Below are 24381 nucleotides of genomic sequence, written 5' to 3'. Positions count from 1 at the left end.
GGAGCAATGTAACGATCTGTTTTCAACAATCAACTCTTTTCATGCCCGCCGGTAAATTTTCTGTGACTTAATGTGCGTCATCTGGCATAGTAGGGCAAACCTATCATACCAACTCATGAAGCATCCTGATTTTTTGGACAACAGGGATTTTACAGGTGAAGACAAGAAACGTCCCTCCACCATGTCCATGGATTCCAGCTACCAGGCTCTGGAAGGCGCCGTTAAAAAGCTTTCCGAAATAGCCTCCACCAGGCACGATCCCCGCTACCTCCAAGAGTATATCAAAACGGGAATCAACATGGCCCAGTCCGCCGCCTCGGACCATGATTTTACCGTCCTGATCCGCTCCGGGCGGGAGATGTACCGCGCCAACTGCGTTTTCGCCCCGTACCGCCACATCCGCAAGATTTCCGTCTTCGGCTCCGCCCGCATCAGGAATGACGAACCGGCGTATGAAACGGCGAGGGAATTCGCCAGGGAAGCCAGCGAACACGGCTACATGGTCATTACCGGAGGCGGACCGGGCATCATGCAGGCAGCCAATGAAGGGGCGGGAGAACAACGCTCCTTCGGCCTGAACATCACCCTGCCGTATGAACAAACCTCCAACCATGTGGTGGCCCACAGCGACAAACTCATCAATTTTTATTACTTTTTCGTCAGAAAACTGAACTTCGTGGCGGAAAGCGACGCCATGGTGGCATTCCCCGGAGGCTTCGGAACCATGGATGAAGTGTTTGAAACGCTCACTCTGATCCAGACGGGAAAAGCGACCATTTACCCGATTGTCCTTCTGGATTCCCCCGGCAAAACCTTCTGGCTGAACTGGCTGGCCTTCATTCGCGTGGAACTGGTGGATTCCGGACTGATTTCCGCAGACGATCTTCATCTCATCCATGTCACTAAAAATCCGGCGGAAGCCATGGAACACATCGACCGTTTTTACCGGATTTTCCACTCCTACCGTTTTGTCGGAGATTCCATCGTCATCCGGCTGAATGCGCAGCTTCCCGCCCAGTGGGTGGAACATCTGGAACGGGACTTTTCAGACCTGATTCTGCCTGGGGGGAAAATGATCCAGAGCGGCCCCCTGCCGGATGAAGCGGACGAACCACACCTGGACCGCCTGCCCCGGCTCGTCTTCCCCATCAAACGCGGCAACTACGGCAGGCTGAGGCTGCTGATTGACCGCATCAACCAGACGCCCAGCCGAACCTATTCCCCGCCCACCCATGCCTGACGCCTTTCCCGCATGGGTGATTCCCGTGGTTTTCGGCCTGATGGGGGCCTGCATAGGTTCCTTCCTGAACGTGGTTATCTACCGTATGCCGCGGGGCGTCTCCGTCAACGATCCGGCGCGTTCTTTCTGCCCGGAATGCGGAAAACCCATTCCCTGGTTCCTGAATATTCCGGTTCTGAGCTGGCTGGCTCTCCGGGGTAAATCCGCCTGCTGCGGAACGCGCATCAGCTTCCGATATTGCTTTGTGGAGCTGCTCACGGCCCTGCTCTTCGCGGCCATTGGCTGGAAATACGCGGACGCTTCCACAGGAGCAGCCGTCCTGCTCTGCCTGTGGACTGCCATGGCCATTGTCATCATGTTCATTGACGCGGAACATCTGATTGTCTTCCGCTCTCAGGCATTTATCGGCGCCTTGGCCGGAACGGGGGCCTGCGCCCTTTACCCTTTCCTCCTGCCGGACAGCCATGTCATGACCTGGACGGACGCCTTCACGGCATCCGTGCTGGGAGGAGCGGCAGGGTATGCGGTCATCAGGCTGGTGATTGAATTGGGGAAGCTTCTGTTCGGCACCTGGAAACAGCATTTTGACGTTCCCGCCCCGTGGAGTTTGAGGGAACCGGAATCCGAGCGGGAGGAACTTCAGCTCATCGTCAACGGCCAGCCTCACGACTGGTCCATGCTTTTCCACCGGTCTACGGACAAGGCCGTCCTTTCCGGAGGTTCCGTCACCATTGACGGCAAAACGCACCCTGCCTGCTCCGTCACGCTGCGGTACGACAGGATAGAGATGGAAAACGGGGACGTTTTTCTTCTGGAAAGACTGGAAAGCGTGGAGGGAAATCTGACGGATATCCATGCCAGCAGGGAAGCCATGGGATCAGGCGACGCCTGGATTCTGATGATGGCCGGATGCGCGTGCGGCTGGCAGGGCGCCCTGTTCAGCCTTTTCCTCGGCTCCCTGCTGGGGATTGTACAGGCTGCCGCCTCACGCATGGGGTTCGGCAGAAACCTCCCCTTTGGCCCCGCTCTTCTCAGCGCCGCTCTGATCTGGCTGCTGGGCGGCAGCCAGTGGTGGCAGGCCTACATCCGCTTTATTTCCGGCGAATAATTTTTTCCGCTATGACACGGGCGGCACGCACTCGCACCCGATTGCGTATCCCCTCACTGATTTCCTTCATATTCAATGGGTTCACCCTTCTTTACCCCGGAAGAAAACAGGTGTCATAAAAACAGCGGCGCACCCCCTCTCCGACGCATTTGCCTTTTTATTTTGCAACCGGAATGAATTCCAGGGGTTCCTTTTAGCAAAGGGAGACGTTTCCGCCTGTTTGAAACACCGCAGCGCACGCTCCTTTCCGAAACGCATCAAACCTCACCATTCAAAGATATGACCAAGCAAATGATTATCGCCGCGGCTTTCGCCGCATGTTCCGCGTTCGCTCAGGACGCTCCGCCGCCTCCCGCTCCGGAGGCTCCTTCCGATGCTCCTGAAATGCAGCCCCCCCCTGAAAGAAGGGGAGGTCATCGCCACCATGCCGGAGGCAGAGACCGCCAGGGGCCAAAACGAGTTCAGATGAAGAGAATCGATCCCGGTATCATGATTGTCGGAGAAGAACTGGTATTGGCCAAATACGATACCGACAAGGACGGAAAGCTTTCCGACGAGGAAATAGCCGTTCTGCAAGCCGACGTCAAGAAGGCCCAGGAAGCCAAGAAAGCCGCCATCCTGAAGAAATTTGACAAGGATGGGGACGGCAAGCTTTCCAAGGAGGAAAGAAAGGCTATGCAGGAAGAATGGCTTAAGGACCATCCGGAAGCTGCCAAACGCATGGAAGAAATGAAAGCCCGCCAGGAAGCCAGGAAAGCCGAAATTCTTAAGAAGTACGATAAGGATGGCGATGGCAAGCTTTCCGACGAGGAAAAGAAAGCCATGCGGGAAGATTGGGCAAAAAACCATCCGGAAGCTGCCAAGCGCATGGAAGAAATGAAAGCCCGCCAGGAAGCCCACGCCGCCGCCATGATCAAAAAATTTGACAAAGACGGCGACGGGAAGCTCTCCCCGGAAGAATTGCAGTCCATTCCCCCTCATCACGGCCAGCCCGGCCCGCACCATGCCGTTCCCGGTGGCCCCAAAGGACCGAGAATGCCCAACATGGACGGTCCGAGGCGTCCGGGAGGCCCCAGAGCTGAAGGCCCCCGCGCTCCCAGAGGACCGGAAGGCCGCAGAGGCGGTGAAGGACGCCGGGAAGACGGTAACCGGGGCCCCCACGGCAACCGCCCTAACGGTCCCCGTCCCCAGCTTGACCCCAACCGCGCCCCGATCATGGCTGCCGGATGGATCCTGATTGAAGAAAAGTATGACGCCGACAAGGACGGAAAATTGAATGAGGCTGAAATGGCCCAGCTCAACGCTGACGCTTCCAAGGCTCTTGAAGCGCGCAGGGAAGCCAGAAAGGCAGCCCGCGGCAACAACGACATGCCTCCCCCTCCCGCCCCGGCACAGGAGGAAGGGGATGATGAATAATCTCACCCGCAGAAATACATAGCAGGAAACCAGAGATACGGCCCCGTCTGCCTAACGGCAGGCGGGGTTTTCTTATGCCTGAAATAAAAGAGGGAGGAATGCGAGACAGAAGAGCCATGCGGAAGCCGTAGCCGCATATGGTGGAAACAGGAAAAGCGAAAGAGGCGGACGGGAAAAGAACACGGAGGTTATTCCATACAGAGCCTTTCCCTCTCTTTCCAAGAAACAGACCGGGGAAGGCATTCAGCCTTCCCCGGTCAGAGATTTAACGGCTCAACGCCAAACCTCAGGCTCCGGCCTTCATGGCCTGTCTGACTTCTTCATGCAACCCATGCTTCCGGGAGAAGAAAAGAGCCGCCGGAGAAGCGATGAAGATGGAGGAGTACGTACCAATCAAAATGCCTGCGGAAATCGTCCAGGCGAAGTCTTCCATGGAAGGACCTCCAAAGAAGTACAGGCACACCAGCACGGCCAGCGTGGAAAGAGAGGTCAAAATAGTACGGGAAAGCGTCTGGTTAATGGCTTCGTTCATGATTTGTGAAGCGCTTTCATTCGGGTCGGAGAAGCGGAGGAATTCGCGGATGCGGTCAAATACGATAATTTTGTCATTGATGGAGTACCCCGCCACCGTCAACAACGCGCCAATATGAATAACATTCAGCTCCGTTCCGCTGACAATCACCAGGCCAAGCACCAGCAGGACGTCATGCGTCAGGGCGATGACCGCACCAATGGCGAAGGTCCATTCAAACCGCACCGTCAGGTAAACCATGATTCCCAGAATGCCGAAGAAAAGGGCCCATGCGGAAGTAATGAGCGTATCGTACCCCATGGACTGCCCGATGGTTTCTTCACTGAACGGAGCGTTGTCCAGAACCGGAAACGCCTTGTCCAATGCCGTGGTGATAGCCTCCTTGTCCTGGGCATGGTCGGAGAAATTAATCAGAATATTCACTTTGCTGCTGTCCGTGGACTCCGCCACCTCCTGCACCGTAGCCTTCTGGGTCAGGGACAGCTTGTTGACCACGCCTTCCACTTCCCGGAAGGAGATGTCACCCTTGTTCACCAGATAGGAAATGGAAGAACCGCCCGTAAAGTCCATGCCCAGGCAATCCTTGCCCTTTACGGCGCCAAATACAATGCATATCATCAGCAGAATGGCGGAAAGAGAGCAGGACCAGATTTTCTGGCTCATGAAGTCGATGTTCGTCTTTTTCTTGAAGAGGTTGAGGAATTTAAGATCCTTCATCATGCCGACGGTATCCGCCCAGTAGAACAGGACGCGGGTAACGAGAATCGCCCCAATCATGGAAGTGATGACGCCTACTGTCAACGTGACGGCAAACCCCTTGATGGTGCCGGTTGCCATCCAGTACAGGATGACGGCGGTAATGAGCGAGGTGATATTGGAGTCAAAGATGGCGGAGAACGCCTTGTCAAAGGAGTTGCGGATAGCCACGCGGAAGGGGCGCCCCATTTCCTTTTCTTCCCGCAGGCGTTCATAAATCAACACGTTCGAGTCCACCGCCACGCCCAGAGTCAGCACAATACCGGCAATACCCGGCAGCGTCAGCTCAAACCCGAAGATAGACATGGCTCCCAGAAGAAGCAGGGCATTGATCGTCAGACCCATGATAGCCACCAAACCGGCAAAGCGGTAGTAGATGATCATCATGATGAAGCAGAGGATCAATCCCGTAATGCCAGCGTATTCCCCCTGAAGGAGGGCCGTATGCCCCAAAGAGGCGGAAATTTCACTGGCGGACTCAAAATTGAGCTTGTTGGTAAGGGGGTTGGAAAGCACCTTCGTCAGGGCTTCAGCCTCTCCGGGAGCATCCAGCCCGCTGATTTCAAAACTTTTCGAAAGAATGGCCTGGACCGTTGGAGCGCTCTTGACCACATCATCCAGCACAATGGCCATGCGGTCGTGGCCCAGCTGCATGCGGGAAGTCAGGTTATACATCTTGTCCGCCCCTTCGTTGCTCAGGGTGACGTTGACGTGGCCGGGACGGGCCAGATCCACTCCGGCGCGCACGATATCCCTGCCTGTCAGCGATTCACGCTTTTCCAGGAATATTTTTTCCGTGACGTCCTCACCCTTGCCGTTTTTGAAGGTATATTCATACATCCTGTAGCCGGGAACGCGGATGCGCCCCTCCGCCACCAGTTCGTTGTTACGCGGGTGGACAGGGAGAATCTGAAGTTTGGCTACTTTGGTCAGGATGGCCTTGGTTTCCTCGCGCTTGGCAGGATCCGCAGCGGGGATTTGAACTTCTATAAGATTCAGGTTGTCTTTTTTCTTCGGGCGGATAATGACGTCATTGGCCCCGGTACTGTTAAGGCGGTCCGTCAGGATCACGCATGCCTGTTCCATGGCCTGGTCCGTCAGGGGAATGGGCTTGCCGTCGTCTCCGATATTCGGTTCCACGCTCAACGTGAAGGAGACGCCCCCGGCAATGTCAATGCCGTATTTCAACCCCTGCTGGAAGAGGGAGAACAGGGAAAAAGACGCAATGCCGATAATGAAAATCGTTCCGGCATTGCGCTTGACCTTGTCCTGGTCGGAACCCAGGTACCAGAAAAACACACCCAGCAACACCAGACCGCCAATGAAGATGAAAAGAGGGTTATTGAAGAGATCGTAGATGAAGGCGAGAGGAGCGGACATTCCGCCAGGTGCGGGTAGAGTATCGGCAGATGCCAGGAGATTCATAGACATTTCAATCCGGATTGGGTGTGAATAATACGGCAAAAGATTGTGGAGAAATTCACCAGCAGGTCAAGCCTTCTGTGCGTGTGCCCGTTAAGGGGAAAGCCTCCTTTCCGGGGCGGTGGGAAAAATGCTCCGGAAAGGCAATGAATAACCCGGTTTCCGCAGGGAAACCGGGTTGAAAGGAAAAGGAAAAACACCGGGGATTACATGCCGGCCACCGTCTCCGCCGGAGCGGGAACAGGCTCCGCGGGAGCCACAATCGAGGGAACGGCAAGAGGAGAAGAATCCGGGACAGCAGGAGCCGCGGGCATGGAAGGAGCATGGCCGGCGGCGGCACGTCCTCTCCTGATAAGTTCGGAAACGGTCACCAGTTCATAGCCGCGGTTTTTCAATCCCTTCACAATGGCGTCCACCGCCGCCACCGTGGAAGCGTGAATGTCATGCACCAGAATGATGGAGCCGGGTTTGGCGCCGTTCACGGCGCGGGCGGCCACCACGGAGGAGCCGGGCTTGCGCCAGTCATTCGTGTCCACATCCCACATGACCGTGGTGAAGCCGAAGCGCTGGCGGGCCCAGGACGCCACGCCTGCATTCGTATAGCCGCCGGGGGGGCGCATGACCACGGGGACAACGCCGCAGGCGTTGCGGATGGCTTCATTAGTGCTCTGGAGCTGGGATTCCGCTTTTTCGCGGGGCACTTTGCTCAGATAAACGTGATTCCATGTATGGTTGCCTACTTCATGCCCCTCATTGACCATGCGGCGCACTACCTGGGGATGAGCCTTCACATTGCAGCCCTGCATGAAGAAAGTACCCTTGACGTTATTGTCGCGCAGGATGTCCAGCACCCTGGGGGTCAGCGTTCCATGGGGACCGTCATCAAAGGTGAGGGCCACCACCTTGTCCGGCACAGCCACACGGTTGACCGTTACCCCCGGAATGCGCGGGGAAAGAGGAGTATTATTATAGGACGGGCTTACGGAAGGCACCGGAACGGACTTGGGAGGCAATTTCACGGCCGGCCGGTCCGGCTTTTTCCCAGGAGCAGTCACGGGAGAAATGGTCGTTTTCACCGGAGAACCGGACTCCGCCGGCTGCTCCTGGTGCTGGGAACAGGCGGACATGCCGAACGCCAGGGCACATGCAAGGAATAAATGTTTCTTCATAACAGGTTTTTGGAGGATTTACGCCCATCCCGCCTTCTTGTCACGTCCTAAATCATCCATCCGTGCGGCATGAAAAGGAATCCGCCCCCATGCCCCGGAAAGAATAATCCGAAAGCTCCGCGGGGAATGGAACGGGAACCGGAAGGCTATTCCGGGCTGTCCATATCTATGTAGCTGACGGAGACCGTTCTGCGCGGATTAGAAGGATCCCGGACCTCCACCTTCATCCGTTTGAAAAACCAGGATCCGTCCTTCAATTTCATCACGGAATCAATCATGAACCTTTTAGCCAGCTCCCCGCGGCGGTCAATGCCATCCACCTGCCACATGGCGCCGTTCTCCTTATCAATCCAGACGCGCACCCAGGCATATTGCCCCACCCCGGAATTAGGATTCGGTATCTGGACAATCCAGCAATCCCGCCCCTTGACGGTGCTCGCCGCATCATCCCGGACAATTTTTGCCTGGGGCCAGTACAGGTAGCGCATGGAAAGATCTTCGTACGTTACGTCCGTCCCCGCAATGGGCACCGTATACTGGGCAACCGGCAAAACACCGGCTTTCCCGTCCTTCCAGGAAAGGATCTCCTGGCCGCGGTCCTTGAATTTCAGATCGAACCTGTTCCAGACATTATTGAGCTGGTACTGGAAGGCTATCAGATTGCCGCGCAGACTCATGGAAAAGGGAATTTTGACGCTGCGTTTGCGTATTTGCCCCTTAATGTCCTTGTTTTCCTGAAGAGTTGCCCCCTGGCGCACCCTTTTCAGCAGCTGCCCGGCATCCGGAGAAGCCTCCTGGGCCAAGGAGGCGGCAAAGGAAAAAAACACGGCGGTCATTCCCGCAAAAAAAGTGGAAAGTAAAGAATACCTGCGCAGCATGAATTGCTCATATCACTCCGGAAAGGCGGAAAAAAACCTTTTCTCAGTCACCGGGCGGCGTCCGTGACATTTTACGCCAAATTTTGCTCGACTAGGTAATACAAAACGACAAGATGTCCCCAACGACATTTATTGATCCATCAATTATGGAAACGCCAGCATTCTTGAAGCCTATCCAGTCCTATCCCGGAGAAATCGTCCAATTCATTGAGAGAATTCCGGGAGTAGACGTCGCCGGAGATCGCGAAACCGTGCTGGAACGGCTGGAACCGTACCATAAGGCGGAAGTGGAAGCCCTGGGCTGGCGGTGGAAAGACCTGCGCCGCGCCGAACAGGTGCACGGCACGAAAGTTGCCCTGGTGGGGGACATCGGCTCCAATTATCCTGTGGAAGGCGCGGACGGCCTGATTTGTTCCGGAGTTTCCGACTGCGTGCTTGCCATTTACGTGGCGGACTGCGCCGCCGTGTGGTTGTACGACAAGGAAAACTGCCACCGTTCCCTGATTCATTCAGGCAAGGCGGGAATCGCCGGCAACATCGTTTCCAACACCATCAAGTCCATGAAAAAATGCCTTGGGGTGGAACCGTCCAACCTGATTGCCGTCATTTCCCCCTGTATCCGCCCGCCTCATTATGAGGAAGACATTCCTACAGCCATTAAGGCACAGCTCATTGAAGCAGGGGTACCGGAAGAACAGATTCATGATTCCGGGCTGGACACGGCGGCGGATACCAAGCGTTTTTACTCCTACCGCATGGAAAAAGGGCAAACGGGCCGCATGCTGGCTCTTTTCGGCCCGGATCACGCTACGCGGACGCACGCGATTATTCTTTAACAGCGGGAAGGCGAAGCCTTTCATTCCTTATACAGCGCATCACGATTCTGCCGTGGTGCGCTTTTCTGCCTTGTAGTCCATATACGTTAGCGCTGGATGGGACCGGCCCGCAATCCCGCAGGGGACATGGCCGCATCCCGCTTGCGGCAGGACCGCTCCGGTTATTCCGGACCCGATAATCCAAATTGCCGTTCCTGCATTCAAACTATCATTATATTTGCAATCATGGCAGTAACTATCAGCGATAATTATCAGGTAAAATACACCAGAAAATGGGGCACCCTGCTCCAGCAGCACGCCTCCCGGCTGGACAAGTATGTCAGCGTCATGCGCGACTTGAGCGGCAAAGTAGTATTTCTGGATCAATTCGGCATTCTGGACTTCACGGAAAAAACCACGCGGGTGGGGCAGACCGTTTTGAACGAGGCTCCCACCACACGCCGGTCCATGCGGCCGCGCACGTTCACCAAAGCCATTGGCTACGATGAATTTGACGCCACCCGCCTGGGAGACATGGACCTTCCCGTCAGCAAGACGATTGAAGGTCTCCAGGCCGCAGCAGGCCGCCGCATGGACGACGTGATGATCTCCGGCTTTCTGGATACGAACTACGTGGGAGAAGACGGCATGACCGCCGTTCCGTTCAAGGAAAGCCAGCAAATAGCCGTGGATCACGTGGACAGCGGCACCAAATCCGCCAGCAACCTTACCGTGGCCAAGCTGCGCGCAGCCCTCCAGCTTTTTGAGGAAAACGAAGCCTGGAACCAGGATGCCCCGCAGTTCGGAGACCAGCTCGTCATTGCGGTAACCAGTTCCCAAATCATGAACCTGCTGCGGGAAACGGAGGTCAGCAGTTATGACTTCAACAATGTAAAAGCCCTGGTGGAAGGGAAAATAGACACCTTCATGGGATTCAAATTCATCCGCACCCAGAGGCTTCCCAAAACAGAAGAGGGAGTCCGTTCCTGCCTGGCCTGGGTAAAGAGCAAGGCCCAGTTTGGCATATGGAATGATTTCAAAGTGAAGCTTTCCGTGCGCGACGATATGGAGGAAGCCCTGCAAATCCGGGCCAAGTTCGCCTGCGGCGCCACCCGCCTCCAGGAGGAAGGCTTTGTCAAGATCCTGTGCGACGAAGGAGCCAGCTAACCCCTCTAATATCACGGCATCCTCCCTCCGGAAAAAGGGAGCCGCCCCGGACCGCCTGCGGTCCGGGGTTTTGCTTTTGAGATGATGGGCGCACGGAACATCTTATTTCAAGCTCTGCCGTAAGACGGCAGCCCCAGCCATGCAGGCGTTCATCCCCCGCAAACGGTAATCCGGCGAAGCCGGAGCAAAACGCATCCCCGGGGTTCTCACCCAAGCCTTTTTCTGCCGGAAAAAATGTTCACGTTTTTCAGCCAGCGCCATGAATTGACCGCCGGATTCACCAGATAAGACAGATCCGTATATTTGGTGCGTGCATTATTGAAATGGCCCAGGGATTTGCAGAGGGAGGGAATGGGAGCGCCCTCTCCGCAGGAAACGAACGCAGGGGAAAGAGCATATAAATCACCATAACGTCCCAGATACCGGGCAAACCATTCCTCCAGAGAACCATAATACCTCAGCCATGGCCAGACCCGCTGATCTGACGGAAGAGATAAAAGAATGCGTTCACATAAGGAAAGGTCCATCACATACGCAGATGATGCCGCCATATCCGTTACGCGCAACAGGATGGATTTTTCCCCTTTCGCCACGGAGCAGGCCGTATGGGGAGACAAACGCGGCTCACTTAAAAACAGAGCAGTTCTTTCCCGGCAGCCTTTCAGCAGCTGCCCAAGCATCCGCGCCGTGGAACCTATTACCGGCAGCCTAAAACGGCACTCTTCCTCCACAATCATGAAACGGGAGAAATGGAGGGAAGAAGCCAGCGTTAAAGCGGCCTGGTGACCCAGCACCCGGGCAGCTTTCCGTCTTTCCTTACGAAACCGCTCCTTATCCCAATCCCCTTCCGGAAGAGGAACGGGCACCGGAGGCAATTCATGAACCGGAACGCCATGAGGGACATACGCCTTCCAGGACCATTCCGGATGTCCGGACGAATCTTTTTCCGTCCTTACCACCAGCACGGCATCCAAAGCCGCCCAAAAGGGATTCCGCCCCATCCGCAATAACCTTGACCAAAGCATATTCATGGCTTTCACCTAGCTCCATCCGAACTCCCTTTTCAAGCCGGACCTCCATTCTCAACATGTTTTTAACGTGCAGAGGCAGGAAAATAACGCCCTCCGCCACAACAAGGAAACGGGCCATACGAAACAGCCCTGCCGACATCCTGAACGGCAGCCGGCGCCAACATCCGTCAATCCGTCTGCCGGGAAACCGGCCAACAGGGTTGGCACAGGAAGAAAAACACAGTTCCAAAAGGGAAAAGGCAGGCGAACTGACATACTCGGTCCCAAAATGAAGTGGAACTCATCAATAGAAGATTGACCTTCCTTCCTTTGCTGGGATAGTAGGATGTATGCAGCAGATTGTACGTGAACATCAGGCCTATCCGCCGAAAATCGTTGCGTCCGTTACCTCGTGGGAGCTATGGAAAACGCTGAAAGGAAAAGATTTAACAGACCAGTGCGATCTAGTGGAACTGCGCGTGGATGCCCTTCCCCCGGAACTCACCACTGAACAGGTTATGGAGTTCCGGCCGGAGATGCCCCTGCTGGTCACCGTGCGCTGCCATGAGGAAGGAGGACTGCGCCGCATCCCGGAAGAAGAGCGCTTTGCCCTGCTCCGGGCCTATATGCCATATGCCGCCGCCATGGACATTGAAATCAAGGCCATGCGCCACGCCAGGGAACTGATTATGGAAGCGCGGGATCGGGACGTCATCATCATCGGCTCCACCCATGATTTCCAAATCACGCCGGGTGTGGATTACCTGCGCGAACAGGAAAAAAAGGCGCGCTCCTACAAGGCGGATATCGTCAAATTTGCATTCACGCCCTGCCTGGCCTCGGACATCCAGACAGGAGTACAGCTTTTCACCAAGCCCAAGGGACCGATCGCCGTCATGGGAATGGGGCCCATGGGCCCCGTCTCCCGCCTGCTTTACTCTCAACTGGGCTCCTGCCTGGTATACGGCTACCTGGGAGAAGAGGAAACGGCCCCCGGGCAATGGCACGTCTCACTCATTAAGGAAACCCTCCGCCGCCTCGGCCCCATTCTCCGCTGATTACGGAGCCTTCCCTCACATGAATATCATTACTTCCGCCTTTCTGGCGGCACGCCCCAAGACGCTCACCGCCTCCCTGATTCCAGTATGGGCAGGCTGCATGGTGGTGCAGAAACTGACCGGCAGCTGGAATGCGTCCCTGGCCCTCCTGACGCTGGCTTCCTGCCTGTGCCTCCAGATTGCCTGCAATTTTTTCAATGACGCCATTGACCATGCCAAGCACGCCGATACAGAACAGCGGACCGGACCCGTGCGCATGACGGCCAGCGGAGCCCTCTCCCACGGAACAGTCATGCTCATTGGCCTCTTCTTCCTGCTGGGAGCGTGCCTGCTGGCCTTTCCCCTTATCGAACTGCGCGGCTGGCCCATCCTCGCCATCGGCATCCCGTCCCTCTACTTCACCTATGGATATACGGGAGGGCCGTGGCCGCTGGCCTACAAGGGCCTGGGGGAAATATTCGTCATCCTCTTCTTCGGACTGGTTGCCGTACTGGGAACCATTCTGGTACAGATAGGCACGGCACCCGTCGTGCCCGGCACGTTGGTGGAATCGCTTGCGGTGTACAATGCCGGCATCGTAACAGGCATTCAATGCGGCCTCCTGTGCGCCGTCATGATATCCGTCAACAATATCCGCGACAGAAAGGAAGACCTCACTACGGGCAAGCGCACGCTGGCCGTGCGGCTGGGAGAAGGAAAGGCGCGCGCCATGGCCCAGTCTTTCATCCTGGCTGCCTACATCACGCTGCCTACATCCAGCCGGGCCCTTCACCTGAACCTGTCCCACACGTGGTGGATGTGGATACCCTCCATCCTCTTCGGCGGGTATCTGATGCTCCTAATCCGCAAAACGCCTGCGGACAGCCGCATGAACAGGGTACTGGCACTCTCCTCCCTCCATTTGCTCCTATATCTGGCTACCTACACAATTCTTCCCACACGATGAAAAACGCTTAACCCTGCCAGCGTAGTTAACTACGTTCATCATGAATCCGCTTCCATTAATTCCCGCTTTTCTTATTCTCCCTGTCCTTTTCTCCTGCACCCAAAAAAGCAATCTGGAAATCGCCACCGGCAAAGTGACGACCATCAAGCTGGGCAACGTGGTCCGCATCAAGGAAATCAACGTCCTTACCTCCACGGACGACGGCACCTTTGCCAACATGGCCGGAACGGCGGCGGAGGCCATGACTCCCGGTATCATCGGCATGGGGACCTCAAAACTGGCTTCCGCCACAGGCTCCATCGTGGACGGCAGGGTGGAAGCCGTCAAAATGATCCGCGTGCGCGTCAAGCTCAAGGATACGAACGAACTAGTGGAAGTACAGCAGGAAGTAACGCCCAACTTCACCCTGAAAATAGGCCAGGAAGTCGTCATTACCCAGGGAAGCACTCCCGGCAATGTCTGGCCCGATTAACGGATATGAACCACGATGCGGCACCAGCCCCGCCGCCCCGGGGCCTCCTGATTAAGAGCGCGGGCCTCCTGACGGCCATCTCCCCCCTCTGCACATGGCTCCTTTGGGACACCCTCCCTGCCTCCGCATTGCTGGCCCCCCTGTTTCTCGTTTCCATATTCGCAGGAACGGCACGGGCCATGAAAAAAAACATCCATGAAACATTCCTGCCGGTACTTCCGGCGGTATGGCTCACCCTGGCCGCGGGGCTGGCCTTCACAGCCGTCAGCCTGTTTTCCCAGGCGGCCTTCATCTGGCTTCCCCAGATACTGACAGGAACGGCAGCCATGCCGCATGCATGGCTCATCCCCCTGGGGCATCTGAATCTGCTGGCCATCCTGAGCTCCCTTCTCCTGCTGACCCTGGCGGCGGCTTATGCATGCCTGCTCTGCATCGGAAAGAAAACCACCCGACCGGCTGCTGGAAAAACGCAAGCCACAGCCTGAACCCTGCCTTTCCCGGCGGAACAACGCACCCCCGCCTATAAGGGAATGAAAATCCCTCAGCTCTCCCGCATCAGCCGGAACACATCTTCCGGCCGCATCCCGGCGGCACGCATTTCCTGAAGGCTCAGGCTCCTGTCCCTCTTGGCGAGCCGCTTGCCGGAAGCATCCTTCACCAGCCGGTGATGATACCACTGCGGAACAGGAAGCCCCAACAGGGCCTGGAGCGTCCGGTGGATGCCCGTCACAGGGAATAAATCCTCACCACGGCTTACATGGGTGACTCCCTGGGCGGCGTCGTCCACAACCACGGCAATATGGTAGCTGGCGGCGCAGTCCTTGCGGCCCAGAATCACATCCCCCAGTTCTTCCGGACGGCAGACCTGATCTCCGAACCGCATGTCCCTCCATAGCAGGGGACCGGTAATCCGCGCCGCAGCACGGCAATCCAGCCGCCAGGAAAAAGGTTTGCCGGATTTGAGAAGCTCTTTCCTGCGCCCCTTGTCAAGCAGCCGGCAAGTTCCCGGATATACGTCCACGCAGCCCCCCTGCGGCGCCCCACCCATGGCGGCCACCTCCTCCGCAATCTCCCGGCGCGTACAGAAACAGGGGTACAACACGCCCCGGTCCTTCAGCGTCTGAAGAGCGTGTTCATAAGCGCTGAAGCGTGAAGACTGAACCATCATGGGACCGTCAAAGCGGATGCCCAGCCACTCCAGATCTTTCAATATGCCCTGAACAAACTCCGGACGGCACCGCGTCTGATCGATATCTTCTATCCTCAGCACGCACTTCCCGGAAAAACGGTTCGCCAGGGAACGGGCTTCCCACGCAGCCAGGGCGTGCCCCAAATGGAGATTGCCTGTAGGGCTGGGAGCGAACCTTGTTATTATGGGGGAATCCATGCGGCGCACCAACAATAAAAAAGCGCAGGAACCTTTTCAAACCCTTTCCGGAAAATTATTGCGGCTTGACAGATAGAAGCCGGGAAAGTAGGAGAGTTGGACCCTTTCCCCACACCTTCAACTTTCAAGCCATGCTTCCTCTTCTCAACATCAACTCCGCCTCCGTCATAGGCTGGCTGGAATCAGCGGCCGCCCAGCAATGGATTGTAGGCATTTTGCTGGTCCTGTTATTCATCAGCTTCATCAAGGAATGGATGCCCGTGGAAATCACAGCCCTGACAGGCACCGCCGTCCTCATGCTCACGGGAATTCTGAGCACGCGTGATGTGCTGTCCAGCTTTGCCAACAGCGGACCGCTGACAGTAGTGTGCATGTTCATTCTGAGCGCTTCCCTGGAAAGAACAGGATTAATAGGAGACCTTTCCAAACTGTTCAACAAGGTAGCCAAGGGAAGGGAACTGACCGCCCTGCTGGTCATCACTCTGGGAGCGTTCATGGTTTCCCCCTTCGTCAACAACACCCCGGTGGTCGTCATCCTGATGCCTATCGTGCTGGCCTTCTGCAGGGACCATAACATCGCGGCCTCCAAGCTGCTCATCCCCCTCTCCTACGCCACCATTCTGGGAGGCACCTGCTCCGTGGTCGGAACATCCACCAACGTAGTTGTGCTCGGCCAGGTGCAGAAACTGGGTTATGACGGCATCCAGATGTTCACGGTAACACCCATGGGCCTGATTTATGCGGCGGCAGGCCTGCTCTACCTCTGGACATTAGGCCGCAAATGGCTTCCATCCCGCCCCACTTTGTCCACCATGCTTCCGGGCGGCATCCAGCGCGATTTCCTGCTCCAAGTCAGAATTCCCGCGGATTCCCCCCACATCGGCACCACTCCCATCAACCTGATGCAAACCGAACTGCTGGGCACCAAAATCGTGGAAGTGCGCCGCAGGGGGTTCTCCATGCAGGAAGAGTTGCAGCACATCAACCTGGAAGAAGGAGACCGCATTCTTTTCCTGTGCAACGCCAGAAAAGTCAACCAGGTGCGGGAAGCCAAAGGCGTGGACCTGGGCTGGGATGACAGCCGCGGGCTGGAAACGCTGGAACAGCGCGATGTGCAAATCGTGGAAGGCATGATCGCCAACAATTCCGAATTCGCCGGGCTGTCCCTGTCCGAACTCAAGCTGCGCCAGCGATTCAACATCTTCGTGCTCGCCATCCACAGGCAGGGCAAAAACATTACGGACATGGGGCCGAATACCAAGCTGGCGGCAGGGGACACGCTTCTTCTGGAAGGACCGCAGGAAGGAATGAACCGCATCCTGACCAAGCAGCGCATCATCCCCCTGAGCCAGCGCCCCGCGGAAGCGCACAACCGCAGCAAACAGGGCTGGGCCATCCTGGCCATGGGGCTGTTCATTTTTATCGGCCTGCTGGGGTCCTTTGAGCAATACGGGGAATTCTTCAAATTCTTCGCGCGCTTCAATCCCTTCTATCTCGCTTTCATCGGAGCTCTCATCGTCATCATCTCCGGCTGCATCAAGCCGAAGGAAGCCTACCAGTCGGTGGACTGGGGCATTATTTTCCTGATCCTGGGAATGCTGTGTGTGGGGGAAGCCATGAGCAAAACCGGGCTTGCCAAAGCCATCGCGTTCGGCGTAGTGGATAACATAGGCCCGTTGGGGTGCCTGGTCGCCATCTCCGGTCTGTATCTGCTCTGCTCCATTCTGACGGAGATGATCTCCAACAATGCCGTAGCCGCCGTCATGGGGCCGCTGGCTTATGAAATGGCCCTGCAATTCGACGCCAACCCCGTTCCCTTCATTCTGGCCGTCATGTTTGGCGCCAGCGCCAGTTTCTCCACCCCTATCGGCTACCAGACCAACACTTACGTGTACAATGCGGGCGGTTACAAATTTAAGGACTTCGTCAAAGTGGGACTCCCCCTCAACCTGCTCCTCTGGGTCATTTTTACCTGCGCCATCGGCTGGTTGTATCCGCTCAAGTAGAGCGATAATAGCTTTGGAAGGCCCCGGTCAACGGAAAGGAAACCAAAGCGACTGGTCAAAGGCGCCATCATTCCCATGGGAACAAAAAACAATATCCCTGTTTCGTCTAAAAGCAGGGCTCTTCTTTTACATTATCCTTCTCCTTAAGAAGAGAACAACGGAAAACAGTAGTTTCATCCATCCACATTCAACTGACAGTCAAAAATTTAGCCAAAAAAGACAATTAACGGATACAAGGAAACGGGACAGTATCTGACCTACCAGGGCACTTCTTTTGAGGTTCTTTGCCTGGAAGATAATTTCAACATTGAATTATTCAAAGAGCCTATGAGTACCCTGCACGTCAAGAATTTCAACCCGCGTTTTTTCACGTAGGCCGGATCAGAGGAAAGGTAATCACATACCATATAGGCACGGGAAGAGAACCAATTCCAAATGTCTCGGAACTGGAGCCGCCATCCCGAATGCCATGCGACGGGGGACGAGACGAGAGAACGCAGCCTCTCGATAAACAGGCAAGACCTTATCACCGCATCAGTCCCACCCGCATGGACTGGCATTTGAGCAGGGCGCAAAAGGAAGCATAATCCGTTTCGCGGTCGGAGGAAACCAGGCAGTACCGGTACTGCGGCAGGCAGGCGTCTTCCTGTTCCGCATTGCGAAGACGCAGGGCGATGGTTTCAGCGCCATCCGTCTGCCGTCCGCAAAGGCGGCTTTTAAGCTCCTCCTGCGGAACATAAATGTAAACGTCCGCATAGCAGAGGGGAAGAATGCCCTCCCGGCAGGAACGGACTTGCCCAGCCCCCTGCACGTCAATATCCATCACCACGTTTTTCCCCTGTTCCAGAAGAGTCAAAATATCCGCTTTCAGCGTACCGTAGCGGTTGCCGTGCACCTCCGCATATTCCAGAAAGTCCCCCCGCTCCACCCTGGCGTCAAATTCGGCGGGAGTCAGGAAATGGTAATCCACCCCATTGACTTCCCCGGGTCTGGGCTGGCGCGTCGTGCAGGAAATGCTGTACACGCACAGACCGTTTTCCGTCGCGCGGCGGCACAACGTCGTCTTCCCGGAACCGGAAGGCCCGGATACCACCAGCAATGTTCCCAATGGCTGTTTCATGGCTGTCATTCGATGTTCTGAACCTGTTCCCTGATCTTCTCCAGCTCCGTCTTGGCAGCCACAACCAGATGGGCCAGCGTGGAATCGTTCGCCTTGGAGCCGATGGTGTTGAATTCCCGGAAGATTTCCTGGCAAAGGAAATCCAGAGGCCTGCCCGCAGGAGCGGAGGAACCGCACAAGGTGCGGAACTGGTCAAAATGGGAGGAGAGACGGGTAATTTCCTCGGAAATGTCGCACTTGTCCGCAAACAGGGCCACTTCCCGGATGATGCGTTCATCGTCCGCGGAAACGGACAGGTCGGCATCAGCCAAGCGCTTGAGCATGGCCTCCCGAAGCCTGACAGGCACGGAAGGGGCATGTTCCGCAATACGGAGGCGGAATTGCTCCAAGACATCCAGCTTGCCAAGAACGTCCGCTTTCAGGTTGGCGCCTTCCGCCGCACGCATGGAAATAAAATCCTTCAGGGCGGCTTTGAGCGCCTTTTCCACCATCGGCCACGCTTCTTCCGGAGAAAGGGATGCTTCCGCTGCGGAAGTAACGATATCCAGCCTCAGCAGGTCGGACGCCTGGAGGGGCAACGGTTGACCTGTCAGGTCAGACGCACGGTTCAGCAGCTCCGCCAGGGAGGCCAGTTTCTGCTCATCAAGCTGGAGGGAGCCATCCGCTTCCTCCAGACGCTCCACAGAAATGGAGACGCCTACACGGCCGCGGGAAACAGCCCCCTGCACGATGGAACGCACGGAGGCGTCCCATTCCGCATAGCCGCGCGGCACATTGACGGCAATTTCCGTTTGTTTGCGGTTTACGCCTGATATTTCAACAAGGATATTATAACGGTCTGTCTGGGCGGCGTCTCTGCCGAAACCGGTCATGCTGTTCATGGATACGGGTCAGGTTTGGATTAAGAACGGGAGTAGGCCTTGCGCACTTCATCCGCCACGATGGAAAGCCCCTTGCGCAGGAGTTCCTCCGTCTGGGTGAAGCTGATGCGGATGCATTCATGACGGTGCGGCCAGGGTTCCCCCACCTCCGGAAGGGCGAAGAAAAAGTGATGGCCGGGATTTACAAAACAGCCCCGTGACTTGCACCGTTCGTAAAGCTCCTGGCACGTGATGGGCAATCCCTCAAACCACAGCCACAGAAACATGGCGCCCTCACTCTTATGAACGCGCCAGGGGATGGATTCTCCGAAAAGTTCCGGCAGCAGGGACAGGGCGAATTCCGCCCGGCCACGGTAAAACGGCGTGAGGGTTTCACGGCAGACTCTCTCCAGAGTGCCGTCTTCCAGATAGGGCGTCACCAGAGCCTGGCCCAGATTGTTCGGACACAGGGATGACGTGGTCACCATGCTCACGACGGCACGAATGATCTCCGGGCGCGCAATGACAATGCCGGTGCGCGTTCCGGGCAACCCGATCTTGGACAGGCTCATGGTCAGGATCATGTTCTCATCCCAGGCCGGGGTTACGGGCACAAAACAAATATTGGGCAACGGAGGCCCGTAAGCATTGTCAATCATCAGGGGAACCCCGGCGCGGGAAGTCATTTCCCGCAGAAGCCCCAATTCCTCATCCGTCACCACGTTCCCGGTGGGATTCGTAGGCCGGGACATGCAGACGGCGGCCGTTTCCGGACGTATGTCCAGACGGTCAAAATCAATCACGTACTTGAACGTGTGCCCGTCCAGCATGCGGATGCCGGGCCGGATGCCCCGGAACATGACGCCGCCGCACAGGGATTGGGACTGGTATCCCACATAATCCGGGCACAGGGGAAAAAGGATTTCACGCACAGCACCGTCCGGGCACGGGCCCGCCAGCATGTTGAACAGTGTAAAGCAGGCCATCTGGCCGCCCTGGGTAATCGCCACATTTTCCGGCGTCAGGTTCCATCCGCAACGTTCATTGAGAAAACACACCAGGGCACGGATAAAGGCAGGATCCCCGCCCGGATGGGCATAATGGCCCACCAGCACGTCAAATTTGCCATTTCGCACCAGTTCCTCCATGCTGCGTCGCCAAAGTTCCGTCACTTCAGGAATAACGGCGGGGCTCCCGCCGTTCAACTGGCACAAGCCTGCGTCTCCCGAATGGAGGGCCTTGAATAAATCCTCCATCAAATCATCAATACCCGTTCTGGCCGTCAGATGGCCTCCAATCTCCGATAATTGCATCATGCCGCGGGCATTGTAGCCGCATACGCGTTTTATGCGAGAAAAATCATTGTTCCGGAGGGCGCATGAACAGTTTGACTTTCCCCTCCGTTAAGGTTCATAATCCCCGGCATGTTCAACATCGTGAGATTCACCAGGCGTACCTGTCCGGCATTGGCCCTCACGCTGGCCCTTACTTCGTGCGACAGCAGTACGAATGAAGCCCTGACCTCCTTCCTGACGGGGAATTCATCCCAGGAACACCAGCAGCTCCAGGCCCAGCTCCAGCAAATGAAAAACGCACTGGCCCAGACGGAACAGGAAATAAGCCAGGCGGAATCCCACGATGCCCGCGTTAATTACAATCTTCAGAAAAGGCTTTCCAACCCGGGAAGAATCACGACGCCCTTCACGGTGAAGGATATAGATGTCCTGCCTTCCAAACGCCGCGACTTCGAGCACCTGTGCTTTGACATTGAAGACATGCGCAAAACGCTGGCGCAGCGCAAGCAGGAATTCCATGCCCTGCAATATCAATATAACGCGTATGCGGCCAAACTGGCTGAATTCAAACAAACCCACCCGGTAGACTAACCTCCATTCCCGCGCATCCCATGACCGACGCCCCCGCTCCCAGACAGCCGTCCGGCGAAACTCTCCCCCCTGCGGAAGACGAAACCCGCTTTGCTCCGAAGGAGAACGGAGGAGAACATAAGGATGAAAACTCCGCCCCCGCAGCCAAAAAACGTCTGAAAACCTCCCTGGACGTCGTCTCGGAACACGCTGCGGAAGAAGAATCCGCCCGGCAGGAGGATTCCGAACGGAAAGCCAGGGGAGACGCTCTTTTCTGGAACCTCTGCCTGGGGCTGTTCGCCCTTATCGTCATCAGTGCCGGCTATATTGTTTATGAAAAATTTTCCCAGCTTCCAGACCCTGTCAAAGATGCTCGGGAAGCTTTGGAGGACAATCATGCCCAGCTGCTGAAGAAGCAGGAACAGCTCAGGGAAATACGGAACAGGACCGCTCCCAAGGAACAGCTGCTCAGCCTTTTGGATATCTTTGAACATACGGCCTCCGACCTGGAAGAGACGCAAAAATCCATTGAGAAAGAGAAAATGCGCGTAGCCGGCATCCGGGGAGAAATCCGCTCCTACTTCGAACGCTACCGCCAACACGCCAGAGCCAAGGCACGCGGCCGCAAGTTCGACATTCTGAAGACATCCCATTCAGGCAAAACTTATTTGAATGTGGAAATCACCCGCGTGGAAAATGAATTCGTGCGTATCATGCACGAACAGGGAAGCACCTCCATTCCTGCCGGAGATCTTCCTGACGACATCCGGGAAATGCTGGCCTACGGCGACCCGCTGAATATTACGGCCATGAACCAGACGGATGCTTCCCTCAAATCCCCCGTTATCCGCAGGGCGCCCTCACCGGCCCCGGCTGCCGCCCCCGTGCCCCAGCCCGCCAAAAAGAAAGTGGTGGTGGAAGATCTGGACCCGCCCGCCGGAAAACCGAAAATTGAAACACCTACCCACACCGGAGATTCCGGCAGCTCCTCTTCCGGAAACATGTGGGTTCCCCCCGCCCATTCTCCGCTTCCCCCCATGCAATAATGACATTCCTGCCATGAAAACAATCATACATCCCCTCGCAGCCATACTCCTCGCCTGGAGTGCCGGCGCCTCCGAAACATGGAGTACCAGCCCTGCGGAAGCCATGCAGCAAGCCGCCGCACAGAATAAGGGAGTAATGCTGGAATTCACCGGTTCCGACTGGTGCGGAGCCTGCATCATGCAGAAAAAGCAGGCTCTTTCCCTTCCTGAAATCCAGACAGCCATTTCCCGTTCCTTTATTCCCGTGGAACTGGACTACCCACGTAAAAAGCAGCAGGACGCGCAGACAAAAACTTCTCTGGAAACCTATAAAAAATCCTACGGCATCACCGGATTCCCCACGCTGGTGTTTGCGGATGCCCAGGGGCGGCCCGTCCACACCGTCGTAGGTTACGCCAATCCTGCCCAGGTCATGCAGGATACAAAAAAAGCGGCGGAAGCACTCAACACGCAGCAGTCCCTGACAAACAATCTGGCGGAAAAGCTCACTGACCAGCAGCGGCGGGACACGCTGGTTCAATTGCTGAAAACGGTTCCCCAATCCAGCATCCGCACTTTCTATAAGCCGGCTCTGGCAGAACTGGAAAAACTGGACCCGCAGGACGCTTCCGGAATTCTCGCCAAACTGCACAGGGACGATCTGCTCCATGCCCAGAAATTGGAATGGGCCGATACGTTCCGGAAGAAAAACATCCACATTCTGGCGGATCAAAATCCTGATGAAGCGCTTTCCATCATGGACAGCTACTTGAAAAAGAACGGGCTTCTTCCGGAAGTCAAACAAGCTGTTCTCATGCAAAAAGTGTACCTGCTCATGCAGCAAAACAGGGTCAATGAATTGGAACAGCCTCTCAAAGAAGGCGTTGCGCTCCTCCCAAAAAGTTTTGAAGGAAAAGCGTTCAGCAAACTTCTGGACAAGCTGCCTGAAATCAAGAAGGAACGGGGCCTCCTGAAGCCGGGGGAAGAGCCCCCCCTTCCCCCCGGCGCCATCCGGGCCACGAAGATGATCGTTCCCACGGCTCCCGCAAAATAATACACCCCTTTCTTTACTGCCGGGGTCATCCCTGCCCGGCAGGTGCACGCATGGACCTTTCCGCCGATCACATCCTCGTTGTCTTCCTGCTCACCACGCTGGCTGGTCTTGCTACCGGCATAGGAGGCTTCATCGCCTTCTTCATGAAAAGGACGGATACAAAGACACTTACTTTTGCCCTGGGATTATCCGGCGGAGTCATGGTGTATATCTCCCTGGTGGAACTGCTGGGAGAAGCCCAGCACAGGTTGATAGAGTTCGAAGGCCATACGGCAGGTTCCTGGATCGCCATTGCTTCCTTCTTCGGGGGAATTGCCGTGGCGGCTCTGATTGATTACCTGGTTCCGGAAGACGAAAACCCGCACGAAGCGCGCGGCCCGGAAGACATCCATGGACAGGCCAGCGGTGAATTTTCCTCATCCCGAATTAAAAGGTCCGGCATTCTGTTCGCCCTGGCCATCGGCATCCACAATTTCCCGGAAGGAATCGCCACCTTTGCCGCCGGATTGGACTCCCTGACTTTGGGCACCTCCATCGCCCTGGCCGTAGCCGTCCATAACATTCCGGAAGGAATCGCCGTGGCGGTACCTCTTTACTACGGCACAGGCAGCCGTAAAAAGGCCCTCTTTTATTCCTTTCTCTCCGGTCTGGCTGAACCGGTGGGCGCAGCCATCGCCATGTTCTTCCTGTTCCACTTCCTCACACCTACCGTACTTGCGGTTCTCTTTGCCTCCGTCGCGGGCATTATGGTTTTCATCTCCTTTGACGAACTGCTGCCCATGGCGGAACGCTGGGGGCACCATCACATTTCCATCATGGGCATCATCGCCGGAATGCTGCTGATGGCGATTGTCCTGATCTGAACCGGCTGCAGGAGGAAAATTTCCATGTCCTGGGCACAGACGCATTGAGCATTCCCCGGCATCAGGGAGTCTAAACGGAAACCCCCTTCTCATCCATGCCGGAATCTCCTGCTTCTCCTGCTTCTCCTGCTTCTCCTGCTTCTCCTGCTTCTCCTGCTTCTCCTGCTTCTCCTGCTTCTCCTGCTTCTCCTGCTTCTCCTGCTTCTCCTGCT

The 24381-nt window shown here is 56.2% G+C and carries 22 protein-coding genes; 14 read left to right on the top strand and 8 right to left on the bottom strand.

From position 1 onward, the window contains the following. Positions 1-115 precede the first annotated feature (115 nt). The 3 genes from WW58_RS09370 to WW58_RS13425 all read left to right on the top strand — a co-directional run bounded on the left by WW58_RS09370 (position 116) and on the right by WW58_RS13425 (position 3764). The gene (locus WW58_RS09370) at positions 116-1240 is read left to right on the top strand and encodes a TIGR00730 family Rossman fold protein (RefSeq protein ID WP_161994089.1); all 1125 of its coding nucleotides are present in this window, start codon (positions 116-118) and stop codon (positions 1238-1240) included. Continuing rightward, the gene (locus WW58_RS13430; protein WP_022197507.1) at positions 1233-2348 is read left to right on the top strand and encodes a prepilin peptidase; all 1116 of its coding nucleotides are present in this window, start codon (positions 1233-1235) and stop codon (positions 2346-2348) included. The genes WW58_RS09370 and WW58_RS13430 overlap by 8 nt, the downstream gene beginning before the upstream one ends. A gap of 279 nt (positions 2349-2627) precedes the next feature. Beyond that, positions 2628-3764, top strand: a complete 1137-nt coding sequence (locus WW58_RS13425) for an EF-hand domain-containing protein (RefSeq protein ID WP_022197508.1) — start codon at positions 2628-2630, stop codon at positions 3762-3764. A gap of 286 nt (positions 3765-4050) precedes the next feature. On the opposite strand, the gene secD is transcribed toward WW58_RS13425, so the two are convergent. From secD to WW58_RS09345, 3 genes are all read right to left on the bottom strand, one after another. Beyond that, complete coding sequence (secD, locus tag WW58_RS09355) at positions 4051-6483, bottom strand: protein translocase subunit SecD (protein ID WP_081429175.1); 2433 nt, start codon at positions 6481-6483, stop codon at positions 4051-4053. A gap of 197 nt (positions 6484-6680) precedes the next feature. Then, entirely contained in the window at positions 6681-7643 is a 963-nt protein-coding gene (locus tag WW58_RS09350; protein WP_102734511.1) for a polysaccharide deacetylase family protein, read from the bottom strand. A gap of 146 nt (positions 7644-7789) precedes the next feature. Next, complete coding sequence (locus WW58_RS09345; RefSeq protein ID WP_215712055.1) at positions 7790-8479, bottom strand: outer membrane lipoprotein-sorting protein; 690 nt, start codon at positions 8477-8479, stop codon at positions 7790-7792. 188 nt (positions 8480-8667) lie between these two features. Here WW58_RS09345 and WW58_RS09340 point away from each other — a divergent pair, with 188 nt between their 5' ends. Next, on the top strand, positions 8668-9357 hold the full coding sequence (locus WW58_RS09340) for a polyphenol oxidase family protein (RefSeq protein WP_046437096.1): 690 nt from the start codon (positions 8668-8670) through the stop codon (positions 9355-9357). Positions 9358-9582: 225 nt separating this feature from the next. After that, entirely contained in the window at positions 9583-10503 is a 921-nt protein-coding gene (locus WW58_RS09335) for a phage capsid protein (protein WP_128153512.1), read from the top strand. Positions 10504-10709: 206 nt separating this feature from the next. On the opposite strand, the gene WW58_RS09330 is transcribed toward WW58_RS09335, so the two are convergent. Next, positions 10710-11534: a hypothetical protein gene (locus WW58_RS09330; RefSeq protein ID WP_146023910.1), complete on the bottom strand. Its 825-nt coding sequence runs from the start codon at positions 11532-11534 to the stop codon at positions 10710-10712. Positions 11535-11863: 329 nt separating this feature from the next. Here WW58_RS09330 and WW58_RS09325 point away from each other — a divergent pair, with 329 nt between their 5' ends. From WW58_RS09325 to WW58_RS09310, 4 genes are read left to right on the top strand one after another with little or no spacing between them, the layout of a single operon-like run. Further along, complete coding sequence (locus WW58_RS09325; protein WP_102732195.1) at positions 11864-12571, top strand: type I 3-dehydroquinate dehydratase; 708 nt, start codon at positions 11864-11866, stop codon at positions 12569-12571. Between the two features lie 19 nt (positions 12572-12590). After that, positions 12591-13517 (top strand): 1,4-dihydroxy-2-naphthoate octaprenyltransferase, encoded by a 927-nt coding sequence (gene menA / locus WW58_RS09320; RefSeq protein WP_046437090.1) that lies wholly within the window; start codon positions 12591-12593, stop codon positions 13515-13517. A gap of 40 nt (positions 13518-13557) precedes the next feature. Beyond that, positions 13558-13989, top strand: coding sequence for a hypothetical protein (locus WW58_RS09315; RefSeq protein WP_046437088.1), 432 nt, complete (start codon positions 13558-13560; stop codon positions 13987-13989). Between the two features lie 5 nt (positions 13990-13994). Continuing rightward, on the top strand, positions 13995-14474 hold the full coding sequence (locus WW58_RS09310) for a hypothetical protein (protein WP_046437086.1): 480 nt from the start codon (positions 13995-13997) through the stop codon (positions 14472-14474). A 56-nt stretch (positions 14475-14530) separates the two neighbouring features. Here the strand turns inward: WW58_RS09310 and gluQRS are convergent, their stop codons facing one another. Next, positions 14531-15376, bottom strand: a complete 846-nt coding sequence (gluQRS, locus tag WW58_RS09305) for a tRNA glutamyl-Q(34) synthetase GluQRS (RefSeq protein ID WP_046437240.1) — start codon at positions 15374-15376, stop codon at positions 14531-14533. Positions 15377-15507: 131 nt separating this feature from the next. On the opposite strand from gluQRS, the gene WW58_RS09300 reads away from it, so the two are divergent. Then, a complete protein-coding gene (locus WW58_RS09300; protein ID WP_102737778.1) occupies positions 15508-17382 on the top strand; it encodes an SLC13 family permease in 1875 nt (624 codons plus the stop codon). A 526-nt stretch (positions 17383-17908) separates the two neighbouring features. On the opposite strand, the gene gmk is transcribed toward WW58_RS09300, so the two are convergent. From gmk to WW58_RS09285, 3 genes are read right to left on the bottom strand one after another with little or no spacing between them, the layout of a single operon-like run. Next, positions 17909-18502: a guanylate kinase gene (gmk, locus tag WW58_RS09295; RefSeq protein WP_046437236.1), complete on the bottom strand. Its 594-nt coding sequence runs from the start codon at positions 18500-18502 to the stop codon at positions 17909-17911. A gap of 5 nt (positions 18503-18507) precedes the next feature. After that, entirely contained in the window at positions 18508-19383 is an 876-nt protein-coding gene (locus tag WW58_RS09290; protein ID WP_046437084.1) for a YicC/YloC family endoribonuclease, read from the bottom strand. A 20-nt stretch (positions 19384-19403) separates the two neighbouring features. After that, positions 19404-20678 (bottom strand): valine--pyruvate transaminase, encoded by a 1275-nt coding sequence (locus tag WW58_RS09285; protein WP_102758524.1) that lies wholly within the window; start codon positions 20676-20678, stop codon positions 19404-19406. Positions 20679-20786: 108 nt separating this feature from the next. Here WW58_RS09285 and WW58_RS09280 point away from each other — a divergent pair, with 108 nt between their 5' ends. From WW58_RS09280 to zupT, 4 genes are read left to right on the top strand one after another with little or no spacing between them, the layout of a single operon-like run. Next, positions 20787-21248, top strand: a complete 462-nt coding sequence (locus WW58_RS09280; RefSeq protein ID WP_012420523.1) for a hypothetical protein — start codon at positions 20787-20789, stop codon at positions 21246-21248. 20 nt (positions 21249-21268) lie between these two features. Continuing rightward, complete coding sequence (locus WW58_RS09275; protein ID WP_031931038.1) at positions 21269-22273, top strand: hypothetical protein; 1005 nt, start codon at positions 21269-21271, stop codon at positions 22271-22273. A 13-nt stretch (positions 22274-22286) separates the two neighbouring features. After that, positions 22287-23306 (top strand): thioredoxin family protein, encoded by a 1020-nt coding sequence (locus tag WW58_RS09270; protein WP_046437082.1) that lies wholly within the window; start codon positions 22287-22289, stop codon positions 23304-23306. Positions 23307-23356: 50 nt separating this feature from the next. Further along, entirely contained in the window at positions 23357-24169 is an 813-nt protein-coding gene (gene zupT, locus WW58_RS09265) for a zinc transporter ZupT (protein ID WP_046437080.1), read from the top strand. The last annotated feature ends 212 nt before the right edge of the window (positions 24170-24381 follow it).

The organism is Akkermansia sp. UNK.MGS-1, from assembly GCF_000980515.1.
In the GTDB taxonomy this organism is placed as follows: domain Bacteria; phylum Verrucomicrobiota; class Verrucomicrobiia; order Verrucomicrobiales; family Akkermansiaceae; genus Akkermansia; species Akkermansia muciniphila.
Note: the sequence above shows the minus strand (reverse complement) of the source record. Positions and strands in the feature narration are given on the sequence as shown.

Bases quoted from the DNA above. Each gene is read 5' to 3' on its own strand.
- WW58_RS09370 (WP_161994089.1), top strand. From the start codon at position 116: ATGAAGCATCCTGATTTTTTGGACAACAGGGATTTTACAGGTGAAGAC.
- WW58_RS13430 (WP_022197507.1), top strand. From the start codon at position 1,233: ATGCCTGACGCCTTTCCCGCATGGGTGATTCCCGTGGTTTTCGGCCTG.
- WW58_RS13425 (WP_022197508.1), top strand. From the start codon at position 2,628: ATGACCAAGCAAATGATTATCGCCGCGGCTTTCGCCGCATGTTCCGCG.
- secD (WP_081429175.1), bottom strand. From the start codon at position 6,483: ATGTCTATGAATCTCCTGGCATCTGCCGATACTCTACCCGCACCTGGC.
- WW58_RS09350 (WP_102734511.1), bottom strand. From the start codon at position 7,643: ATGAAGAAACATTTATTCCTTGCATGTGCCCTGGCGTTCGGCATGTCC.
- WW58_RS09345 (WP_215712055.1), bottom strand. From the start codon at position 8,479: ATGACCGCCGTGTTTTTTTCCTTTGCCGCCTCCTTGGCCCAGGAGGCT.
- WW58_RS09340 (WP_046437096.1), top strand. From the start codon at position 8,668: ATGGAAACGCCAGCATTCTTGAAGCCTATCCAGTCCTATCCCGGAGAA.
- WW58_RS09335 (WP_128153512.1), top strand. From the start codon at position 9,583: ATGGCAGTAACTATCAGCGATAATTATCAGGTAAAATACACCAGAAAA.
- WW58_RS09330 (WP_146023910.1), bottom strand. From the start codon at position 11,534: ATGAATATGCTTTGGTCAAGGTTATTGCGGATGGGGCGGAATCCCTTT.
- WW58_RS09325 (WP_102732195.1), top strand. From the start codon at position 11,864: ATGCAGCAGATTGTACGTGAACATCAGGCCTATCCGCCGAAAATCGTT.
- menA (WP_046437090.1), top strand. From the start codon at position 12,591: ATGAATATCATTACTTCCGCCTTTCTGGCGGCACGCCCCAAGACGCTC.
- WW58_RS09315 (WP_046437088.1), top strand. From the start codon at position 13,558: ATGAATCCGCTTCCATTAATTCCCGCTTTTCTTATTCTCCCTGTCCTT.
- WW58_RS09310 (WP_046437086.1), top strand. From the start codon at position 13,995: ATGAACCACGATGCGGCACCAGCCCCGCCGCCCCGGGGCCTCCTGATT.
- gluQRS (WP_046437240.1), bottom strand. From the start codon at position 15,376: ATGGATTCCCCCATAATAACAAGGTTCGCTCCCAGCCCTACAGGCAAT.
- WW58_RS09300 (WP_102737778.1), top strand. From the start codon at position 15,508: ATGCTTCCTCTTCTCAACATCAACTCCGCCTCCGTCATAGGCTGGCTG.
- gmk (WP_046437236.1), bottom strand. From the start codon at position 18,502: ATGAAACAGCCATTGGGAACATTGCTGGTGGTATCCGGGCCTTCCGGT.
- WW58_RS09290 (WP_046437084.1), bottom strand. From the start codon at position 19,383: ATGAACAGCATGACCGGTTTCGGCAGAGACGCCGCCCAGACAGACCGT.
- WW58_RS09285 (WP_102758524.1), bottom strand. From the start codon at position 20,678: ATGATGCAATTATCGGAGATTGGAGGCCATCTGACGGCCAGAACGGGT.
- WW58_RS09280 (WP_012420523.1), top strand. From the start codon at position 20,787: ATGTTCAACATCGTGAGATTCACCAGGCGTACCTGTCCGGCATTGGCC.
- WW58_RS09275 (WP_031931038.1), top strand. From the start codon at position 21,269: ATGACCGACGCCCCCGCTCCCAGACAGCCGTCCGGCGAAACTCTCCCC.
- WW58_RS09270 (WP_046437082.1), top strand. From the start codon at position 22,287: ATGAAAACAATCATACATCCCCTCGCAGCCATACTCCTCGCCTGGAGT.
- zupT (WP_046437080.1), top strand. From the start codon at position 23,357: ATGGACCTTTCCGCCGATCACATCCTCGTTGTCTTCCTGCTCACCACG.